The sequence below is a fragment of the Streptomyces sp. NPDC050534 genome, from assembly GCF_044457745.1.
In the GTDB taxonomy this organism is placed as follows: Bacteria; Actinomycetota; Actinomycetes; order Streptomycetales; family Streptomycetaceae; genus Streptomyces.
On sequence record NZ_JBITHF010000005.1, the window covers coordinates 1 to 15,328 of the forward strand.

Below are 15,328 nucleotides of genomic sequence, written 5' to 3' on the forward strand. Positions count from 1 at the left end.
CTCAACCTCGCCGTCGGCGGCTACTGGCCCGGCGACCCCGACACCACCACCACCTTCCCCCAGCAACTCGTCGTCGACTCCGTCTCCGTCACGACGAGCTGACCCGACCCCCGCATGCCGAGCGGCACTCAGCCGGTGCCGCTCGGCTTTCCATGCCGCGTCCGGACCCGCCTCCGCCCGATCGATCCACCACGCGGTGCGGTCCGCCCGCCCCTGGGGAACCCTGGTGGTGGAGGTCAGCATGGATCCCCTCGAGGCACTGGACCGGATCGCCTTCCTGCTGGAGCGGTCCCTGGCGCCGACGTACCGCGTCCGCGCCTTCCGCACGGCGTCCCGCGTGCTGGCGTCGCTGCCCGCGGACGAGGTCCGCAGGCGTGCGGCCGACGGTTCGCTGGAGTCGCTCAAGGGCGTCGGCCCGAAGACGGCACAGGTGGTGCGCGAGGCGCTGGCCGACGAGGTGCCCGGCTATCTGCAGAAGCTGGAGGACGAGGCCGGCGAGCCGCGCACCGGGGCCGGCGCCGAGCTGCGGGCGCTGCTGCGCGGGGACTGCCATCTGCACTCGGACTGGTCGGACGGGGGCAGCCCGATCGAGGAGATGGGCCGGGCCGCGGCGGCGCTCGGGCACGAGTGGGCGGTGCTGACGGACCACTCCCCGCGGCTGACGGTCGCGCGCGGCCTGTCGCCGGAGCGGCTGCGGGAGCAACTGGACGTGGTGGCTGAGCTGAACGCGACGTGGGCACCCTTCCGGCTGCTGACCGGCATCGAGTGCGACATCCTCGACGACGGCTCGCTCGACCAGGAACCGGAGCTGCTGGAGCGTCTCGACGTCGTGGTGGTGTCCGTGCACTCCAAACTGCGCATGGACGCCCGCTCCATGACCCGCCGCATGGTGGCCGCCGTACGCGATCCGCACTCGGACGTCCTCGGTCACTGCACCGGGCGCCTGGTGACCGGTCGGGGGCGGCCCGAGTCGGAGTTCGACGCGGACGAGGTGTTCGCCGCCTGCGCCGAGACCGGCACCGCCCTGGAGATCAACAGCCGCCCCGAGCGGCTCGACCCGCCGCGGCGGCTGCTGCGCCGTGCGGTGGACGCCGGGGTGCTGTTCTCGATCGACACGGACGCGCACGCGCCCGGCCAGCTGGACTGGCAGATCAACGGCTGCGCCCGCGCCGAGGAGTGCGGGGTGCCCGCCGGGCGCGTGGTGAACGCCTGGCCCCTGGACGACCTGCTGGCCTGGACCCGCGAGCGACGCACTCCCAAGGGAGTGGCAGGCCCCTGACGTGGTACTCGTGCAGGACCGAGCAAGGGAGCACGCATGGACCGGGCGGCCGTCTTCGATGTCGACGGGACTCTCGTCGACACCAACCATCTGCACGTGGTGACCTGGTGGGAAGCCTTCCGCCAGGCGGGCCGCACGGTACCGATGCACTCCATCCACCGGGCCATCGGCCTCGGCTCCGAGGACCTCGTCGCCCGGCTGCTCGGCGAGGGGCGCAAGAAGGAGCAGGACGCCGAACTCAGCGCCGCGCACAAGGCGTTGTACGGCCAGTACTTCGACCGGCTGCCCGCGCTGCAGGACGCCGGACGGCTGCTGCGCCGCCTGGACCACGAGGGCTGGAAGGTGGTGCTCGCGACGTCCGCGAGCGGCCCCGAGCTCTCCGCGCTGCGCCGCGCCATCGCCGCCGACGACGCGATCGTCGCCACCGCGAGCGCCGACGACGTCGAGCAGGGCAAGCCGGCACCGGAGCCCGTCGAGCAGGCCCTGGAGCTGGCGGGGGTGCCGGCGGACCGGGCGGTCCTCGTCGGGGACACGGTGTGGGACATGCGGGCGGGCAGCCGGGCCGGGGTGCGCTGCGTGGGCGTGCTGTGCGGCGGGATTCCGCGGGCGGACCTGGAGGAGGCGGGCGCGTCGGCCGTGTACGACGACCCGGCCCACCTCCTCGCCTGCCTCGCGGAGAGCCCCTTCGGGGAGCGGTGACCCGCGGGTTCCACTTGACTTCGAGAGCACTCGAATTCGTAGCGTTCTCGGCATGACCACTGCACAGCACAAGATCGGTTCCGGCTTCGGCGCCACCAGCACCGCCGACGACGTCCTGGCGGGCGTCGACCTGACCGGCAGGCTCGCGATCGTCACCGGGGGCTACTCGGGCATCGGCCTGGAGACCACCCGCGCGCTCACCGAGGCGGGCGCCCACGTCATGGTCCCGGCCCGGCGCCGTTCCACCGCCGAGGAGGCGCTGGCCGGGGTGAGCGACGTCGAGGTGGACGAGCTGGACCTCGGTGACCTGGAGAGCGTGCGGGGCTTCGCCGAGCGGTTCCTCGCCTCCGGGCGGACGGTCGACATCATGATCGACAGTGCCGGGATCATGGCCTGTCCGGAGACGCGGGTGGGGCCCGGCTGGGAGGCGCAGTTCGCCACCAACCACCTCGGCCACTTCGCCCTGGTCAACCGCCTGTGGCCGGCCGTCGCGCCGGGCGGCGCCCGGATCGTCTCCGTCTCGTCCCGCGCCCACCACTTCTCGGGCATGCGCTGGGACGACGTCCAGTGGACGCGGGACTACGACAAATGGCAGGCCTACGGCCAGGCCAAGACCGCGAACGTCCTGTTCGCCGTCCACCTCGACAAGCTCGGCCGCGACGCCGGCGTGCGCGCCTTCTCCCTCCACCCCGGCGGCATCATCACGCCGCTCCAGCGGCACATCCCCAAGGAGGAGATGATCGAGCGCGGCTGGATCGACGAGGCCGGCAACGTGCTCAACCCCCAGGGCTTCAAGACCCCGCAGCAGGGCGCGGCCACCCAGGTCTGGGCGGCCACCTCCCCGCAGCTGGACGGCCTCGGCGGCGTCTACCTGGAGGACTGCGACATCGCCGAGCCGGCAACGGACGACGCCCAGCCCTCGGGCGTCAAGCCATGGGCCGTCGACCCCGAGCAGGCGGCCCGTCTGTGGGACCTGTCGGCGGAGCTCACGGGCGTGAACGCCTTCGCCGGTTAGGAGGTGAGCTCGCTCGGTCCGTACAGGGCGGCCGGTGCGCCTGTCATGAGGGCCCAGTAGCGATCGCCGTACGACCAGTGCCACCACTCCGTCGGGTAGTTGACGAGGCCGGCCGCGCCGAGGGCCCGGCCCAGCAGCTCGCGGTTGGCCCGGGCCTCGGCGGAGATGTTCGCGGCGTCCGTGTAGCAGGCGCCGTCGCTCCGCTCGGGGTCGGCGTTCATCGGCGTGCCCAGGTCTAGCTCGCGGCCGGCGGCATCGGCGAGCGTGAGGTCGACGGCCGCTCCGGCGGTGTGCGGGGCGATCTCGGGTGGGGAGACGTAGCGGGCGGCGGCGGCCCGGATGCGGTCGGCGGGCCACCGGGGATGCTTCGCGCGCAGTTCGGCGGCGTACCTGTCGAAGTACGAACGCTGCAGGGCCGGCGGCCGGTACCCCTCGACGAACAGCAGGCGCAGGCCCCGCGGCAGCCGGGCCTGCGCGGCGACGAGACGGTCCAGGACGCCGCGGCGCAGGTGCACCTCCGCCCCGTGGGAGTCCGCGTGCTTGCGGTCGTCGACCAGCAGTACCTCTCGTACGTCGACCACGGGCTCACCGCTCTCCCGCACGGGTATCGCGGCCACGCGGGTGTCCGACATCAGAATGATCTCGCTCATGGCCTGATGATCTCCCGGCCGCCCGCAGGGCGGTCCGCGTGTCTCCCCGTCCCCCGGGGTACTCGGTCTGCTCGCCTCCGGCGGGGGGCCGGAGGGCGGGATCGGGTGGTCGGAAGGAGTCGAAGGTGAGCAGCGCAACAGGCAGCAGAATCGTGGTCACGGGCGCCACCGGCAATGTGGGCACCAGTGTGGTGCGGCAGCTTTCCGAGGATTCCCAGGTCGGGTCCGTCCTCGGGCTGGCTCGGCGGATTCCCGACTGGTCGCCGGCGCGGACGGAGTGGTCCCCGGTGGACATCTCGTCGGAGCGGTCGGATCTGGCCGGCACCTTCGCGGACGCCGACGCGGTGATCCATCTGGCGTGGGCGTTCCAGCCGACGCACGACCCGGCGGCGACCTGGCGCACGAACGTGCTCGGGAGCATCCGGGTCTTCGAGGCGGTGGCGGCGGCCCGGGTGCCGACGCTGGTGCACGCCTCATCGGTCGGCGCGTACTCGCCCGGCCCGAAGAACCGCACGGTGGACGAGTCGTGGCCCACGCACGGCTGGCCGGACGCCGCGTACTGCCGGGAGAAGGCGTATCTGGAGCGTGCCCTGGACACGTTCGAGCGTGAGCATCCCGAGGTGCGGGTGGTCCGGATGCGGCCCGCGTTCCTGTTCAAGCGGGAGTCGGCGAGCGAGCAGCGCCGGATCTTCGGCGGCCGCTTCCTGCCGGGCCCGCTGGCCCGTCCGGAGCTGCTGCCCTTCCTCCCCGACATCCCCGGCCTCCGGGTCCAGGCCCTGCACACCGACGACGCGGCCAAGGCGTACATCCTCGCACTGAGCTCCGAGGTGCGCGGCGCCTTCAACCTCGCGGCCGATCCTCCGGTCGACGCCGAGCTGCTCGGCGAGATGCTCGGCACGCGCCCGGTACGGCTCCCCCGCGCCGCCGCCCGCTCGGCGATCGCCGCCGCCTGGGGCCTGCACCTGCTGCCCGCCTCACCGCACCTGTTCGACGCGGTGCTCCGCCTGCCCCTGATGGACTGCACCCGCGCACGCGTGGAGCTGGGCTGGCGCCCGGACAACGCGGCGACCGAGGTGCTGGAGGAGTTCCTGCAGGGCCTGCAACGGGGCGAGGGAGCCCGCACCGAGCCGATGAAGGGCCGCAAGGTGGGCTGAACGCGCCGTCCCGGTCAGGCGGTCGACTCGTCCGGGGACGGGTGCTCAGGATGGACGGTCGCCGAACGCGGCCCGTCCTGACGCCCCGTGCCGGCCTCGTCGGTGTCCGGCACCTCCCCGTCCGCCTCCTCCTCACCGGGCGGCAGCGGGATGTCCAGCGGGTCCTCGCCCTCTCGAACCAGCTGATCCGGCAGATCCCGCGGCACGGGCTCGCCGTCCTGACCAGTCTCATGCCTGTCGGCCACGACGTCTCCCTTCACGTAGTAGAGCGCTCCGCGAGTACCTCCAGGTCAGCCACCAAAACCCGCAACTCGGCGCGCAACGCGAGGCCTCTAGTGGGGCGCCCTCTCCTGCAACGCCGTCCGCCAGGCCGGCGCCGGCCCCTCGGGAGCAGGCTCCGGCCGGCGCCCGCCACGAGCGAAGAAGTCGGCCAACGGCAGGATCGCCGCTCCGACGGTCACCGCGTCCGGCCCCAGCCGCCCGAGCTCGACGGTGACCTTCTCCGCCGGATGCCGCAGCGCGTACGACGCCGCATGCCGGCGTACGGCCGGCAGGAACCGCGCACCCAGCTGAAGCCCGGCCCATCCGCCGATGAGAATCCGCTCGGGCTGGAAGAGGTTGATCAGATCGGACAGCCCGGCACCGAGGTACTCGGCGGTCTCCTCCAGCACGGCCAGCGCCACCGGATCCGCCTCCGCCCCGGCCTGGGGATACGCCGCGGCCAGCATCGCCGTCAGGGCCGTCTCCTCGTCGACGCCCTCCGGCGGCTGCCCGCCCTCCTCCCGCCAGCGCTCCAGCAGGGACTCCGCGCCCGCGTACGCCTCCAGGCAGCCGAGGGCACCGCACCGGCACCGGCGCCCCCTGACCCGTACGGTCAGATGCCCCCACTCGACCGCCCGGCCGTGCTCCACCTCCGGGGTGACCAGGCAGGCGCCCACACCGGAGCCGAACAGCACGACGACCGCGTTGCGCGCCCCGCGCCCGCCGCCGAACCACATCTCGGCCTGGCCGAGCGTCTTGGCGCCGTTGTCGATGACGTACGGAACCGCGTCGGGCAGTTGCGAGGTGGAGCGCAGCAGGTGCTCCAGCGGGACGGCGTCCCAGCCGATGGTCTGGCCGTGGACGACGGCGCCGCGATCGGGGGTGCGCTCCACGATGCCCGGGACGCCGATGCCTACGCCGAGCAGCCGCTCGGGGGCGATGCCGGCCTCGGCGAGGACCTCGGCGATGCCGTCGCGGATGTGGCCGACGATGACCTCGACCTCGTAGCGCTGCTGCTCCAGGGGCCGCTCGGCGCGGGCGAGTTCGGTGAGGGTCAGGTCGAACAGCTCGATCCGCACCCGGGTCTCGCCGACGTCGACGCCGATCATGTGGCCGCTGGCGGGTGCCACGCGCAGCAGCGTGCGCGGGCGGCCGCCGTCGGAGTCGACGCTGCCGGCCTCCTCCACCAGGCCGTCGGCGACGAGGTCCGCGACGACGTTGCTGACCGAACCGGAGCTGAGGCCGGTCGCCGGGCCGAGTTCGAAGCGGCTGAGGGGCCCGTCGAAGTAGAGCCGCTGCAGCACGACCGTGCGGTTCGCCCGCCTGAGGTCGCGTACCGTGCGTCCGTTCCGCCCCGCAGCCATGTGGCTCCCTTCGCACCCTGTTCGACCTGCAACATACCTCTGAGTGCGGGCCTGGCGCGACTTTCTCCTACCCTTAGTTCACGCTGTGAGCTAAGACGCGCTCAGGACACACGCCATCCGGACATGGTCGTGTCCTCGATCTCGTCGAGGGCCGCGACGAGTTCGGGAGCGACCACGTCCTGGACCCAGCGGTCGTGCTCCTCGCCGGCCTCGCGCGGGATCGTCTCGGTGAGCATGATCAGGTAGAGGTAGGCGCGGTAGAGCGCGAGGCGCAGCAGCGCCGGGGTGTCGAACTCGGCCCGTCCGCCTGCCTCCCGGTAGCCCGCGAGGAAGGACTCGTCCTTCTTGATGTCCCCCAGCAGCGCCAGCGAGACGAAGTCGGCCAGCGGATCGCCCCAGAACATGCGCTCGCCGTCGATGAGCCCGCCGATCCGGACCTCCCCCGCCGAGCGGTCGACCAGGATGTTGCCCTGCCAGAGGTCGAAGTGGACGAGGCTCGGCGTCGTGACCTCGTCGAGCGCGGGGTACGCGGCCCGGACGGTACGGGCCACCTCGTCGGCGGAGCGGGGCAGCCGGGCCTGGTAGTGGCGGGCGTCGTCGAGGACGGCGTCGATCATCCCGGTGAAGGCGGTCCGCCAGTCGCGGGACAGCAGGCCGAGCGCCCCGGACGGATAGCCGAAGGCCGGTCCGGTCACCCGGTGCAGCCGTGCCACCTGTAGGCCCAACTCCGTGCGCAGGCCGGCCTGCTGGGCATCGGTGAGCCAGGAGCCCCACGCGTCGCCCGGACACGCCGTCATCAGCAGATGGCGTCCGTCGGTGTCGCCACCGAGGGAGACGAGACGCGGCGCGGGTACGTCGGCCTCGACTGCGCAGCGGTAGAACTCGGCCTCGGAGACCAGCAGTTGCTTCTCGTAGCTCAGCCCGGGGGTGTCCGGCGCGAGCTTCAACACGTAGCGGCTGCCGTCGGTGAGCCGGAGTTCCTCGACCATGTTGTACGTGCCGCCGTCCAGGGGGCGCAGGTGGGCGAGGCGGTCGGGAGGGATCTTCGAGCCCTCCAGGATGCGCCGGGCCCGTTCCCAGGAGTCCACCACCGTCCGCCCACCCTTCCCCAGCGCTCAGCCGGCCGCGTACACGTCCTCGACGTAACGCCCGTCCGCGATCAACACGTCCAGCCACTCCCCGGCTGCCGCCGCGTCCGTGCCCGGCATGCGATCCCGGTACAGGGTACGGAAGGTGTCCCGCACTCCGGGCGCCATTCGCGAACCGTCGCCGCAGACGTACACCCGGGCCCCGGCGCCGAGCAGCCCCCACACCTCGTCGGCCTCGGCGGCGAGGCGGTGCTGCACGAACGTGCCCGCGGTGCTGAACGCGGGGCGGAGCGAGACGGCTCCCGCGGCCTCGGCGGCGTACAGCTCCTCGGCGTGCAGGAAGTCCGCGTCGGGTGCGTCGCAGCCGAAGTAGCAGAGCGCCGGCGCGAGTTCGGCGCCGGTGACTAGGGCCGCGGTGCGGTCGGCGACGGCTCCCCGGAAGGGGGCGAGGCCGGTGCCGGCCGCGATCATGATGACGGGGGCCGAGGCGTCGAGCGTGTCGATGCGGAACGCCTCGCGGCACGGCTGGACGCGGGCGTACACCGTGTCACCGGGGGCGAGGCCCGCCAGGTGGCCGGAGCCCGTCCCCCGGTACGTCCCCTTGCCCGAGCGGGCGGGCGCCTCCAGCAGCGACACCATGAGGTCAGCGTGGCCGGGGTCGACGGCGGGTGAGGAGGAGATGGAGTAGTGGCGGGGGCGCAGCGGGGTGAGGATCTCCAGGAGCTGCGGCCAGTCGAGGGCCTCGCGCAGCGCCGGATGGTCCTCGATGACCTCGACGAGGGTGCGCGGGTCGTCGCCGGTGAGGGCCGCCAGGGCCGCACGCTCGGGCGGGCAGGGGTTGGCGGCGGCGAGGGCGGCCAGCTGGGCGGCGGTCGGTCGCTCCTGCAACTCGACCTGGTGGGTCAAGAGTTGACGTACCGTCAAGGGCCGGTCGACCGCGAGGCCGTCGCGGCGCGGGCGGGTGGGCCGGATGTCCAGGACGGTGCCGGGGTCGGCACCGAGGGCGGTGGCGGCGCGGCCGGCCAGTTCCGGGGAGTTGGCGGGCAGCACGGTGAGGTGGTCGGCCGTGCGGTAGTCGGTGCCGTCCGGGAGCGCGACGCGGACGAAGCGCTTGCGGCGCGGGTGGTCCGGCGCGGTGAGGTCGTACGCCTCGGTGACCGTCATGGGGACCAGTCCGTGCCGCTCGGCGAGAGCGTCCACGGGGCCGCCGGTCAGGGTGCGGACCTCGTACGCCGTGCTCGGCTCGTCTGCGGCCCGGGCGGTGGCCTCCGGGTCGCCGTAGCGTTCGAGGAGGGCCGTGCGCAGCCGGGCCGTGAACTCCCTTACCGCGCCGGTCAGATCGCCCGAGGCATCGGCGGCGGCGCGGTCGACGAGACGGGTGGCGCCGAGCGCGGCGAGGCGGTCGTCGATCCGGGTCGGGACCTGCTGGTAGGTGGCGGCCCAGTTGCGGTCGCCGACACCGAGGACGGCGTAACTCACGCCCCTCAGGTCGTGATCGGCCTCCAGCCACGCGGCGAACGCGGCGGAGTCGTCGGTGGGGCGTCCGTTGTAGGAGGCGGCGGTGACGACGACGGGGCGGTCGGCCGGCAGTCCTCCGGCGTAGGCGTCCAGGGGTGCGACCTCGGTCGCGCAGCCGATCGCGGCGGCAGTGTCGGCGAGTCCGGCGGCGAACTCACGGCAGGTGCCGTAGTTGCTGCCGTGCAGCACGAGGACTTCGGTGCCCGGACGGACCCGGGCGGGAAGAGCGTGCGGGTCGCGGTCAGCGGCCGTTTCGGCCGGCCGGCCCCCGGGGAGGGCGACGTGCTCGCGGTCGGCGGCGGTGCGTGGCGTGAGGGTCAGGGTGAAGCCGTCCGGCTTGAGGGTGAGCGTCTCCTTCACGGTGAGCCTGTAGTCGGCGTGGTCGTGCAGCCGGTAGCGGTGAATGAGCATGGCCAGCAGCATGGTTGCCTCGTGGAGCGCGAACTGCCGCCCGATGCAGGCGCGTTCACCGGTCCCGAACGGCTTGAAGGCGTGCACCGGCCGCGCCGCCTCCGCCTCGGCGGTGAACCGGGAGGGGTCGAACAGCTCGGGGTTGTCGCCCCAGACGGGCTGGCGGTGCAGCATCGGGGCGAGCACGGTGACGGCCTGTCCGGCGCGCAGCGGGACGCGTCCGCCGAGCAGCGTGTCCGTGCGGGCGTGACGGCTGAACGCGGCGGCCGTAGGCCACAGCCGCAGCGCCTCGTTGAGCACCTGGCGGGTGTACGTCAGCCTGCCGATGTCGTCGTAGGTGGGTTCGGGATCGCTCCGGTCGCCCCACAGCGCGTCGACCTCGCGCCGCACGAGCTGGAGCGCGGTCGGGTGCTTGGCGAGGAAGTAGAGGGCGAAGGACATCGCGCCGGAGGTCGTCTCGTGACCGGCGATCAGGAAGGTGATGACCTGGTTGCGGATGTTGGCGGCGTCCAGGGTGCTGCCGTCGGCGGGGTGCTCGGCGGTGAGCATCAGCCCCAGCAGGTCCGCGGACCCGGCCTGGTCGGCGCCCGCGCGGGCCGAGATGACGTCGTCGACGACCTGGGCGAGGTAGGCGGCGTCGTCCCGGAAGGCGGCGTCGGCGGCCGAGTGATCCCGGCCCGGGGTGCGGGCGAGGCGGTTCATGCTCCACTCCAGGCAGCGGACCATCGACTCGACGAAGGGATGGGGTTCCGAGCGCTCGAAGGAGCCGAAGTCGTAGCCGAATCCGGCGAGTCCGATCGTGTCGAGAGTCATCCGGGTCATGTCCTCGGGCACGTCGACCGGCTGCCCGGCGTGGGCGGCGCGGTCCCAGGAGTCGATGAGCCGGCGCGCCACCTTCAGCATCAGTGGGTGGTAGGTGCGCATCGAGCCGAGTGCGAAGGCGGGCATCAGGATGTCGTGCGCCCGGGCCCAGTTGGGCTCGTCGTTGTACGCGGTGAACAGGCCGTCGGCGGCGAACTCGCGGACGTTCTCCAGCGCCGGACCGACGTGCTTGGCGAACCGCCGCTCGTCGGCGAGGTCGGCCACCAGGTCGAAGTCGGCGACGAAGAACGCGTCCCGTCCGTACAGCCGCCGTACGAGCACCGGGCCGTGCTCGCGCATCAGCTGCATGACCTGCTGGATGGGGGTGCGGCCGGGTCCGGTGGCGCTGATGTCGACGACGGGGACGCCGGGGAGGGTGTCTGCGGTGTGGGGGTGCAGCACGGTGGGGGGCATGGCGCGACAACTGCCTTTCGCGGTACGGAAGTACTGCGTTCAAGGTTGGTCGAGCGGACCGAGCCGTCCGCGCCGTCGCACTACATGATCGTGTAGTCAAGAACGCCCCCGGGGACTTGCACAAGTCCCCGGTGTACGCCTCACTCCGGATTCGCGCCGTCCGTGAGGGGTCCGGGTGCCGGAGCGGTGGTGGCCCGCGGGATCAGGACGGTCGGCAGCACCACGTGCCGCTTGGGGTCGGCGTCCGGGTCGTTGAGCAGTTCCAGGACCAGTTCGCCGACCACCCGTCCCATCTCGGACGGCGACTGGGCCACGGTGGACAGATCGAACCACTCGGCCACCGGCTGGTCGTCGAAGCCCAGGACGGACATCCGCTCGGGCACCTCGATCCTGGACCGGCGCAGGGCCCGGATGAGCGAGGCGGCGAGCTCGTCCTGTTCGGCGAAGACGGCGGTGGGCGGCTCGCGCAGGCTCAGCAGCGTGCCGATCGCCTCGACGACGGCCCGCTTGTCCTCGGGCGGAGCGGCCACCACGAGGGAGTCGTCCGGGGGTACGTCCGCCTCGGCGAGCGCCTGCTGATAGCCGAGCAGCCGCCCGTGCGAGCTGAAGGAGAAGCCGCTGGCGCCCTGGGCCTGCACGAAGGCGATCCTGCGGTGCCCCAGGTTGAGCAGGTGCCGGGTGCCGTTGCGGGCCCCGGCCACGTCGTCGACGTAGACACTGGGCCGGCCGCTCGCGTGCTGGCTGACGTAGACGACCGGCATGCCCAGGTCGTCGAGCCGGGTGCACTCCTCGTCGGTGAGGTCGAAGCAGAAGACCAGCAGTGCGTCGGCGTTGCGGCGGGCCGGGAGCTGCTCGAAGAACGCGGCGCGCTCGGCCAGGTCGGGTATGACGTAGACGGCGAGCTCCATGTCCGCCGCGCGCAGCAGCGGGCCCAGGCTGGACAGGGCCGAGCCCATGAACCACGAGTTGAGCGTGGGCACGAGCACCGCCACGACGCCGGTCCTGCCGGTCACCAGGCTCGAAGCGTGCCGGGACACCGAGAAGTTCAGCTCCCGCGCGGCCTTCTCCACACGCACGCGGACGTCCGGCGACACGTTCGACAGTCCCCGCAGGGTGCGCGAGACGGTGGATGCGGAGACCCCGGCCCGTTCGGCGACGTCGGCCATCGTGGGGTGCCGTTGGGCTGCTGGCATGGGCGGACGTTAGCACAAGCGTGCACGAATCCACAGGCCTGCATGACAGCGCTGTCAACTGATTACCGGCGCGTAACGCATTGACGTGCGACATCCGGCCCTCCTAGCTTGCAAGCGTTGTCCCACAAGGACCACGGACGAGCACGAGGCTTCTTCCCACAAGCGATTATCCGATGCTCTGAACTGCATAAACGTCATTGCAATCGCCATGACAGCGCAACCACGAACCATGTTTCACCCGACCTGGGAGCGCCATTGAAGATCAGAACGACCAGAGCGTTGCGGCGCTCCGGTGCCTTGTGTGCGGGGCTGGCCGCCCTGGCCGCCTGCGGCTCCGGCGGCGGCTCGGTGTCGAGCGGGCCGGGCGGCCGCACCTCCTTCGAGGGGCGGGGGCCCATCACCTACGTCGCCGGCGCGGACAACACCGGCACGGTGCAGGCGGTGCTCGACCGCTGGAACAGGCTGCACCCCGAGGAGAGGGCCACCTTCGTGCAACTGCCCACCGACCCGGACGCCCAGCGGCAGCAGATGATCCAGAACGCGGCCACGAGGTCGGACGCCTTCACCGTGCTCTCCCTCGACGTCGTGTGGAACTCCGAGTTCGCGGCGCACCGTTGGGTCGACCGGCTGCCTGAGGACCGCTTCCCGCTGGGCCAGATGCTCAAGCCGATCGTGGCGACCGGCAGGTACCGCGGCGGCCTGTACTCCGTCCCCGCCAGCTCGGACGGCGGCATGCTCTACTACCGGACCGACCTGCTGAAGCAGGCGGGTATCGGTCAACCACCCGTCACCTGGGCCGAGTTGAAGGCGGACTGCGCCAAGGTGCGCGAACTGCCGGCGGCAAAGGGCATGTCCTGTTACGCGGGCCAGTTCCAGAAGTACGAGGGTCTGACCGTGAACTTCGCCGAGGCGGTGAACTCCGCGGGCGGCGTGATCACGGACGCGCAGGGTCGCCCGCGCCTCGACTCCCCTGCGGCCAGGAAGGGTTTGGACTTCCTGACCGGCGCCTTCAAGGACGGCACCATCCCGAAGGAGGCCGCCACCTATCAGGAGGAGGACGCGCGCCGCGCCTTCCAGTCCGGCAAGCTGGTGTTCGAGCGGCAGTGGCCGTACATGTATCCGCTGGCGGCCAAGAGGGACGGCTCCAGCAGGGTCGCCGGCCGGTTCGCCGTCGCTCCGCTGCCCGGTCTCGACGGGCCCGGCGCCTCCAGCCTGGGCGGCCACAATCTCGCACTGTCGGCCTCGGCGAAGAACAAGGCCACCGCCCTCGACTTCATCCGGTTCTTCACCAGCCGGGAAACGCAGCGCTTCACGCTCGCCTACGCGCCGGCCGCGCCCACGTACCGGTCGCTGTACCAGGACCCACGGCTGGTCAGGAGGTATCCGTACCTCCCGACCCTCCAGCGGTCCATCCTGCACGCGGTGCCGCGTCCCCGGGTCTTCGGCTACGGCGACGTCACCGCGGCCGTCCAGCGGGAGGCGTTCGCCGCGATCACCGGTGCGGAGAGCAGCGCGAGCGCGTTGCGGAACCTTCAGCGGGACCTGCGGCAGCAGTCGGCGGGGAAGTGAGGAGACGCGCATGGTGACCACACACAACCCGCCCGGGAGCGTCGACCGGCCGACGGTACGGGAGCCCAGGGTGCCCGGCCCGGCCCCGCTGGGCAGACGCCGCACGGCCACCTCCGGCTCGGCCGGACTCGCCGCCCTCCTGGTCTCGCCGACCCTGCTGGTCCTGGCGATCGTCGTGCTCTACCCGACGATCGTGGCGATCAAGGACTCGTTCTACGGCACGCCCGGCCTCGACCCGAGGACCGGATTCGTCCGCGACCACGACCCGTTCGTCGGCGCCGGCAACTACACCGGCATCTTCGGCGCGGCGGGCGAGCGCTTCTGGAACGCCTTCTGGAACACGACGTTCCTGACCGTCACCACGGTCGCCCTGGAGACGGTGCTGGGCATCGCGATGGCGCTGATCATGCATCGCGCGCTGCGCGGCCGCGCCGTCGTCCGCGCCTCGATCCTCGTGCCGTGGGCCATCCCCACCGCCGTCACGGGTCTGCTCTGGCGCTGGATCTTCAACAGCGAAGGCATCGCCAACACGCTGATCGGCCGTCAGATCCTGTGGACCACCGAAGGTTTCCACGCCAAGGCCGCGGTCATCATCGCCGATGTGTGGAAGACGGCACCCTTCATCGGACTGCTCGTGCTCGCCGGTCTCCAGGTGATCTCCAAGGAGGTCTACGAGGCGGCCCGGATGGACGGGGCGGGTGTGCTGCGCCAGTTCTGGAGCATCACACTGCCGCTGGTCAAACCGGCGCTGCTGGTGGCCGTGCTGTTCAGGACCCTCGACGCGCTGCGCATGTTCGACCTGCCGTACATCCTCGTCGGCGCGCAGAAGACCTCCGTGGAGACGCTGTCCATGCTCGCCCAGGACCAGGCCGCGAACGTGCGGTTCGGACCGGCCGCCGCCTATGCGGTGATCCTCTTCGTCTACGTCTTCCTCATCGCGCTGGCGTTCGTCCGGCTGCTCGGTGCCGATCTCGTGCCGCACCGGCGTAAGGGGGCGGCCGCATGACCACCACCCTGCACCCGGCCCTGCGCAGGGCACTGCTCTGGCTCGGGGTCGCCGCGGTCGTCGCCTACTGCCTGGCGCCCTTCTACTGGATGCTGGTCTCCAGTCTGCGACGTACCTCGGACATCTTCGACAACTCCCTTTTCCCCAGCAGGATTTCGCTGGAGAACTACCGGGCGGTCCTGGACCCGTCGGAGGCGTTCACCCGCGCGCTGCTCAACAGCCTTGTCGTGGCCGGTACCACCACCGTCTGCGCACTGCTGCTGGCGACCTTCACGGCGTACGCGATGGCGCGGCTGGAGTTCCGCTTCAAGCGGTTCGTGCTGACGCTGATCATCGCCACGTCGATGTTCCCCGTGGTGTCGATCGTGGTGCCACTGCTGAAGATGTTCGTCGGTTTCGGGTGGATCAACACCTACCAGGCGATGATCGTGCCCAGCATGTCGTTCACCCTGCCGCTTGCGGTGTGGAACCTGACGGCCTTCTTCCGGCAGATGCCCGAGGAGCTGGAGCACGCGGCCATGATCGACGGCTGCACCCGCGGCCAGGCGTTCCGGCGCGTCATCATCCCGCTGGCCGGTCCCGGCATCTTCACCACCGCCATCATCACCTTCATCGCGGCCTGGAACGAGTTCCTGATCGCCCTGTCGATGACGAACAAGCCCGACATCCAGACGGCGCCCGTCGCGATCTCCAAGTTCGCCGGGGCGACCCGGTTCGAGACGCCGTTCGGCAGCCAGATGGCGGCCGGTGTCCTGGTCACCGTGCCGCTCGTCGTCGTGGTGCTGTTGTTCCAGCGCCGGATCGTCGCCGGCCTCACGGCCGGTGCCGCCAAGTAGTCCCGTATGC

At 71.8% G+C, this 15,328-nt stretch carries 13 protein-coding genes and 1 pseudogene; 8 read left to right on the plus strand and 6 right to left on the minus strand.

Annotated elements, in window-relative coordinates:
* From ACIBN2_RS17235 to ACIBN2_RS17250, 4 genes and pseudogenes are all read left to right on the plus strand, one after another.
* Window positions 1–99: pseudogene (locus ACIBN2_RS17235) on the plus strand (glycoside hydrolase family 16 protein); the annotation flags it as partial.
* Between the two features lie 142 nt (window positions 100–241).
* A complete protein-coding gene (locus ACIBN2_RS17240; RefSeq protein WP_399135280.1) occupies window positions 242–1,279 on the plus strand; it encodes a PHP domain-containing protein in 1,038 nt (345 codons plus the stop codon).
* 36 nt (window positions 1,280–1,315) lie between these two features.
* Complete coding sequence (locus ACIBN2_RS17245) at window positions 1,316–1,978, plus strand: HAD family hydrolase (RefSeq protein ID WP_399135281.1); 663 nt, start codon at window positions 1,316–1,318, stop codon at window positions 1,976–1,978.
* Between the two features lie 52 nt (window positions 1,979–2,030).
* Window positions 2,031–2,993, plus strand: a complete 963-nt coding sequence (locus tag ACIBN2_RS17250; RefSeq protein ID WP_399135283.1) for an SDR family NAD(P)-dependent oxidoreductase — start codon at window positions 2,031–2,033, stop codon at window positions 2,991–2,993.
* On the opposite strand, the gene ACIBN2_RS17255 is transcribed toward ACIBN2_RS17250, so the two are convergent.
* Window positions 2,990–3,643 (minus strand): M15 family metallopeptidase, encoded by a 654-nt coding sequence (locus ACIBN2_RS17255; RefSeq protein ID WP_399135284.1) that lies wholly within the window; start codon window positions 3,641–3,643, stop codon window positions 2,990–2,992. The two genes, ACIBN2_RS17250 and ACIBN2_RS17255, sit on opposite strands and share 4 nt — an antisense overlap.
* Before the next feature lie 125 nt (window positions 3,644–3,768).
* Between ACIBN2_RS17255 and ACIBN2_RS17260 the strand changes: the two genes are divergently transcribed.
* Window positions 3,769–4,797, plus strand: a complete 1,029-nt coding sequence (locus ACIBN2_RS17260) for an SDR family oxidoreductase (RefSeq protein ID WP_399135286.1) — start codon at window positions 3,769–3,771, stop codon at window positions 4,795–4,797.
* 14 nt (window positions 4,798–4,811) lie between these two features.
* Here ACIBN2_RS17260 and ACIBN2_RS17265 read toward each other — a convergent pair whose 3' ends face one another.
* The 5 genes from ACIBN2_RS17265 to ACIBN2_RS17285 all read right to left on the minus strand — a co-directional run bounded on the left by ACIBN2_RS17265 (window position 4,812) and on the right by ACIBN2_RS17285 (window position 11,907).
* The gene (locus ACIBN2_RS17265; RefSeq protein WP_399135287.1) at window positions 4,812–5,042 is read right to left on the minus strand and encodes a hypothetical protein; all 231 of its coding nucleotides are present in this window, start codon (window positions 5,040–5,042) and stop codon (window positions 4,812–4,814) included.
* Window positions 5,043–5,129: 87 nt separating this feature from the next.
* Window positions 5,130–6,422 carry an ROK family protein gene (locus ACIBN2_RS17270; protein WP_399135289.1) on the minus strand — a complete coding sequence of 431 codons (1,293 nt, stop codon included), beginning with the start codon at window positions 6,420–6,422 and terminating at the stop codon, window positions 5,130–5,132.
* 101 nt (window positions 6,423–6,523) lie between these two features.
* Complete coding sequence (locus ACIBN2_RS17275) at window positions 6,524–7,513, minus strand: phosphotransferase family protein (RefSeq protein ID WP_399135290.1); 990 nt, start codon at window positions 7,511–7,513, stop codon at window positions 6,524–6,526.
* 24 nt (window positions 7,514–7,537) lie between these two features.
* Window positions 7,538–10,714: a cytochrome P450 gene (locus ACIBN2_RS17280; protein ID WP_399135291.1), complete on the minus strand. Its 3,177-nt coding sequence runs from the start codon at window positions 10,712–10,714 to the stop codon at window positions 7,538–7,540.
* 140 nt (window positions 10,715–10,854) lie between these two features.
* Entirely contained in the window at window positions 10,855–11,907 is a 1,053-nt protein-coding gene (locus tag ACIBN2_RS17285) for a LacI family DNA-binding transcriptional regulator (RefSeq protein WP_399135293.1), read from the minus strand.
* Between the two features lie 255 nt (window positions 11,908–12,162).
* On the opposite strand from ACIBN2_RS17285, the gene ACIBN2_RS17290 reads away from it, so the two are divergent.
* From ACIBN2_RS17290 to ACIBN2_RS17300, 3 genes are read left to right on the plus strand one after another with little or no spacing between them, the layout of a single operon-like run.
* On the plus strand, window positions 12,163–13,476 hold the full coding sequence (locus ACIBN2_RS17290; RefSeq protein ID WP_399135294.1) for an ABC transporter substrate-binding protein: 1,314 nt from the start codon (window positions 12,163–12,165) through the stop codon (window positions 13,474–13,476).
* A 10-nt stretch (window positions 13,477–13,486) separates the two neighbouring features.
* Window positions 13,487–14,482, plus strand: a complete 996-nt coding sequence (locus ACIBN2_RS17295) for a carbohydrate ABC transporter permease (RefSeq protein ID WP_399135296.1) — start codon at window positions 13,487–13,489, stop codon at window positions 14,480–14,482.
* The gene (locus ACIBN2_RS17300) at window positions 14,479–15,318 is read left to right on the plus strand and encodes a carbohydrate ABC transporter permease (RefSeq protein WP_399135297.1); all 840 of its coding nucleotides are present in this window, start codon (window positions 14,479–14,481) and stop codon (window positions 15,316–15,318) included. Before ACIBN2_RS17295 ends, ACIBN2_RS17300 begins: the two co-directional genes overlap by 4 nt.
* Window positions 15,319–15,328 lie beyond the last annotated feature (10 nt).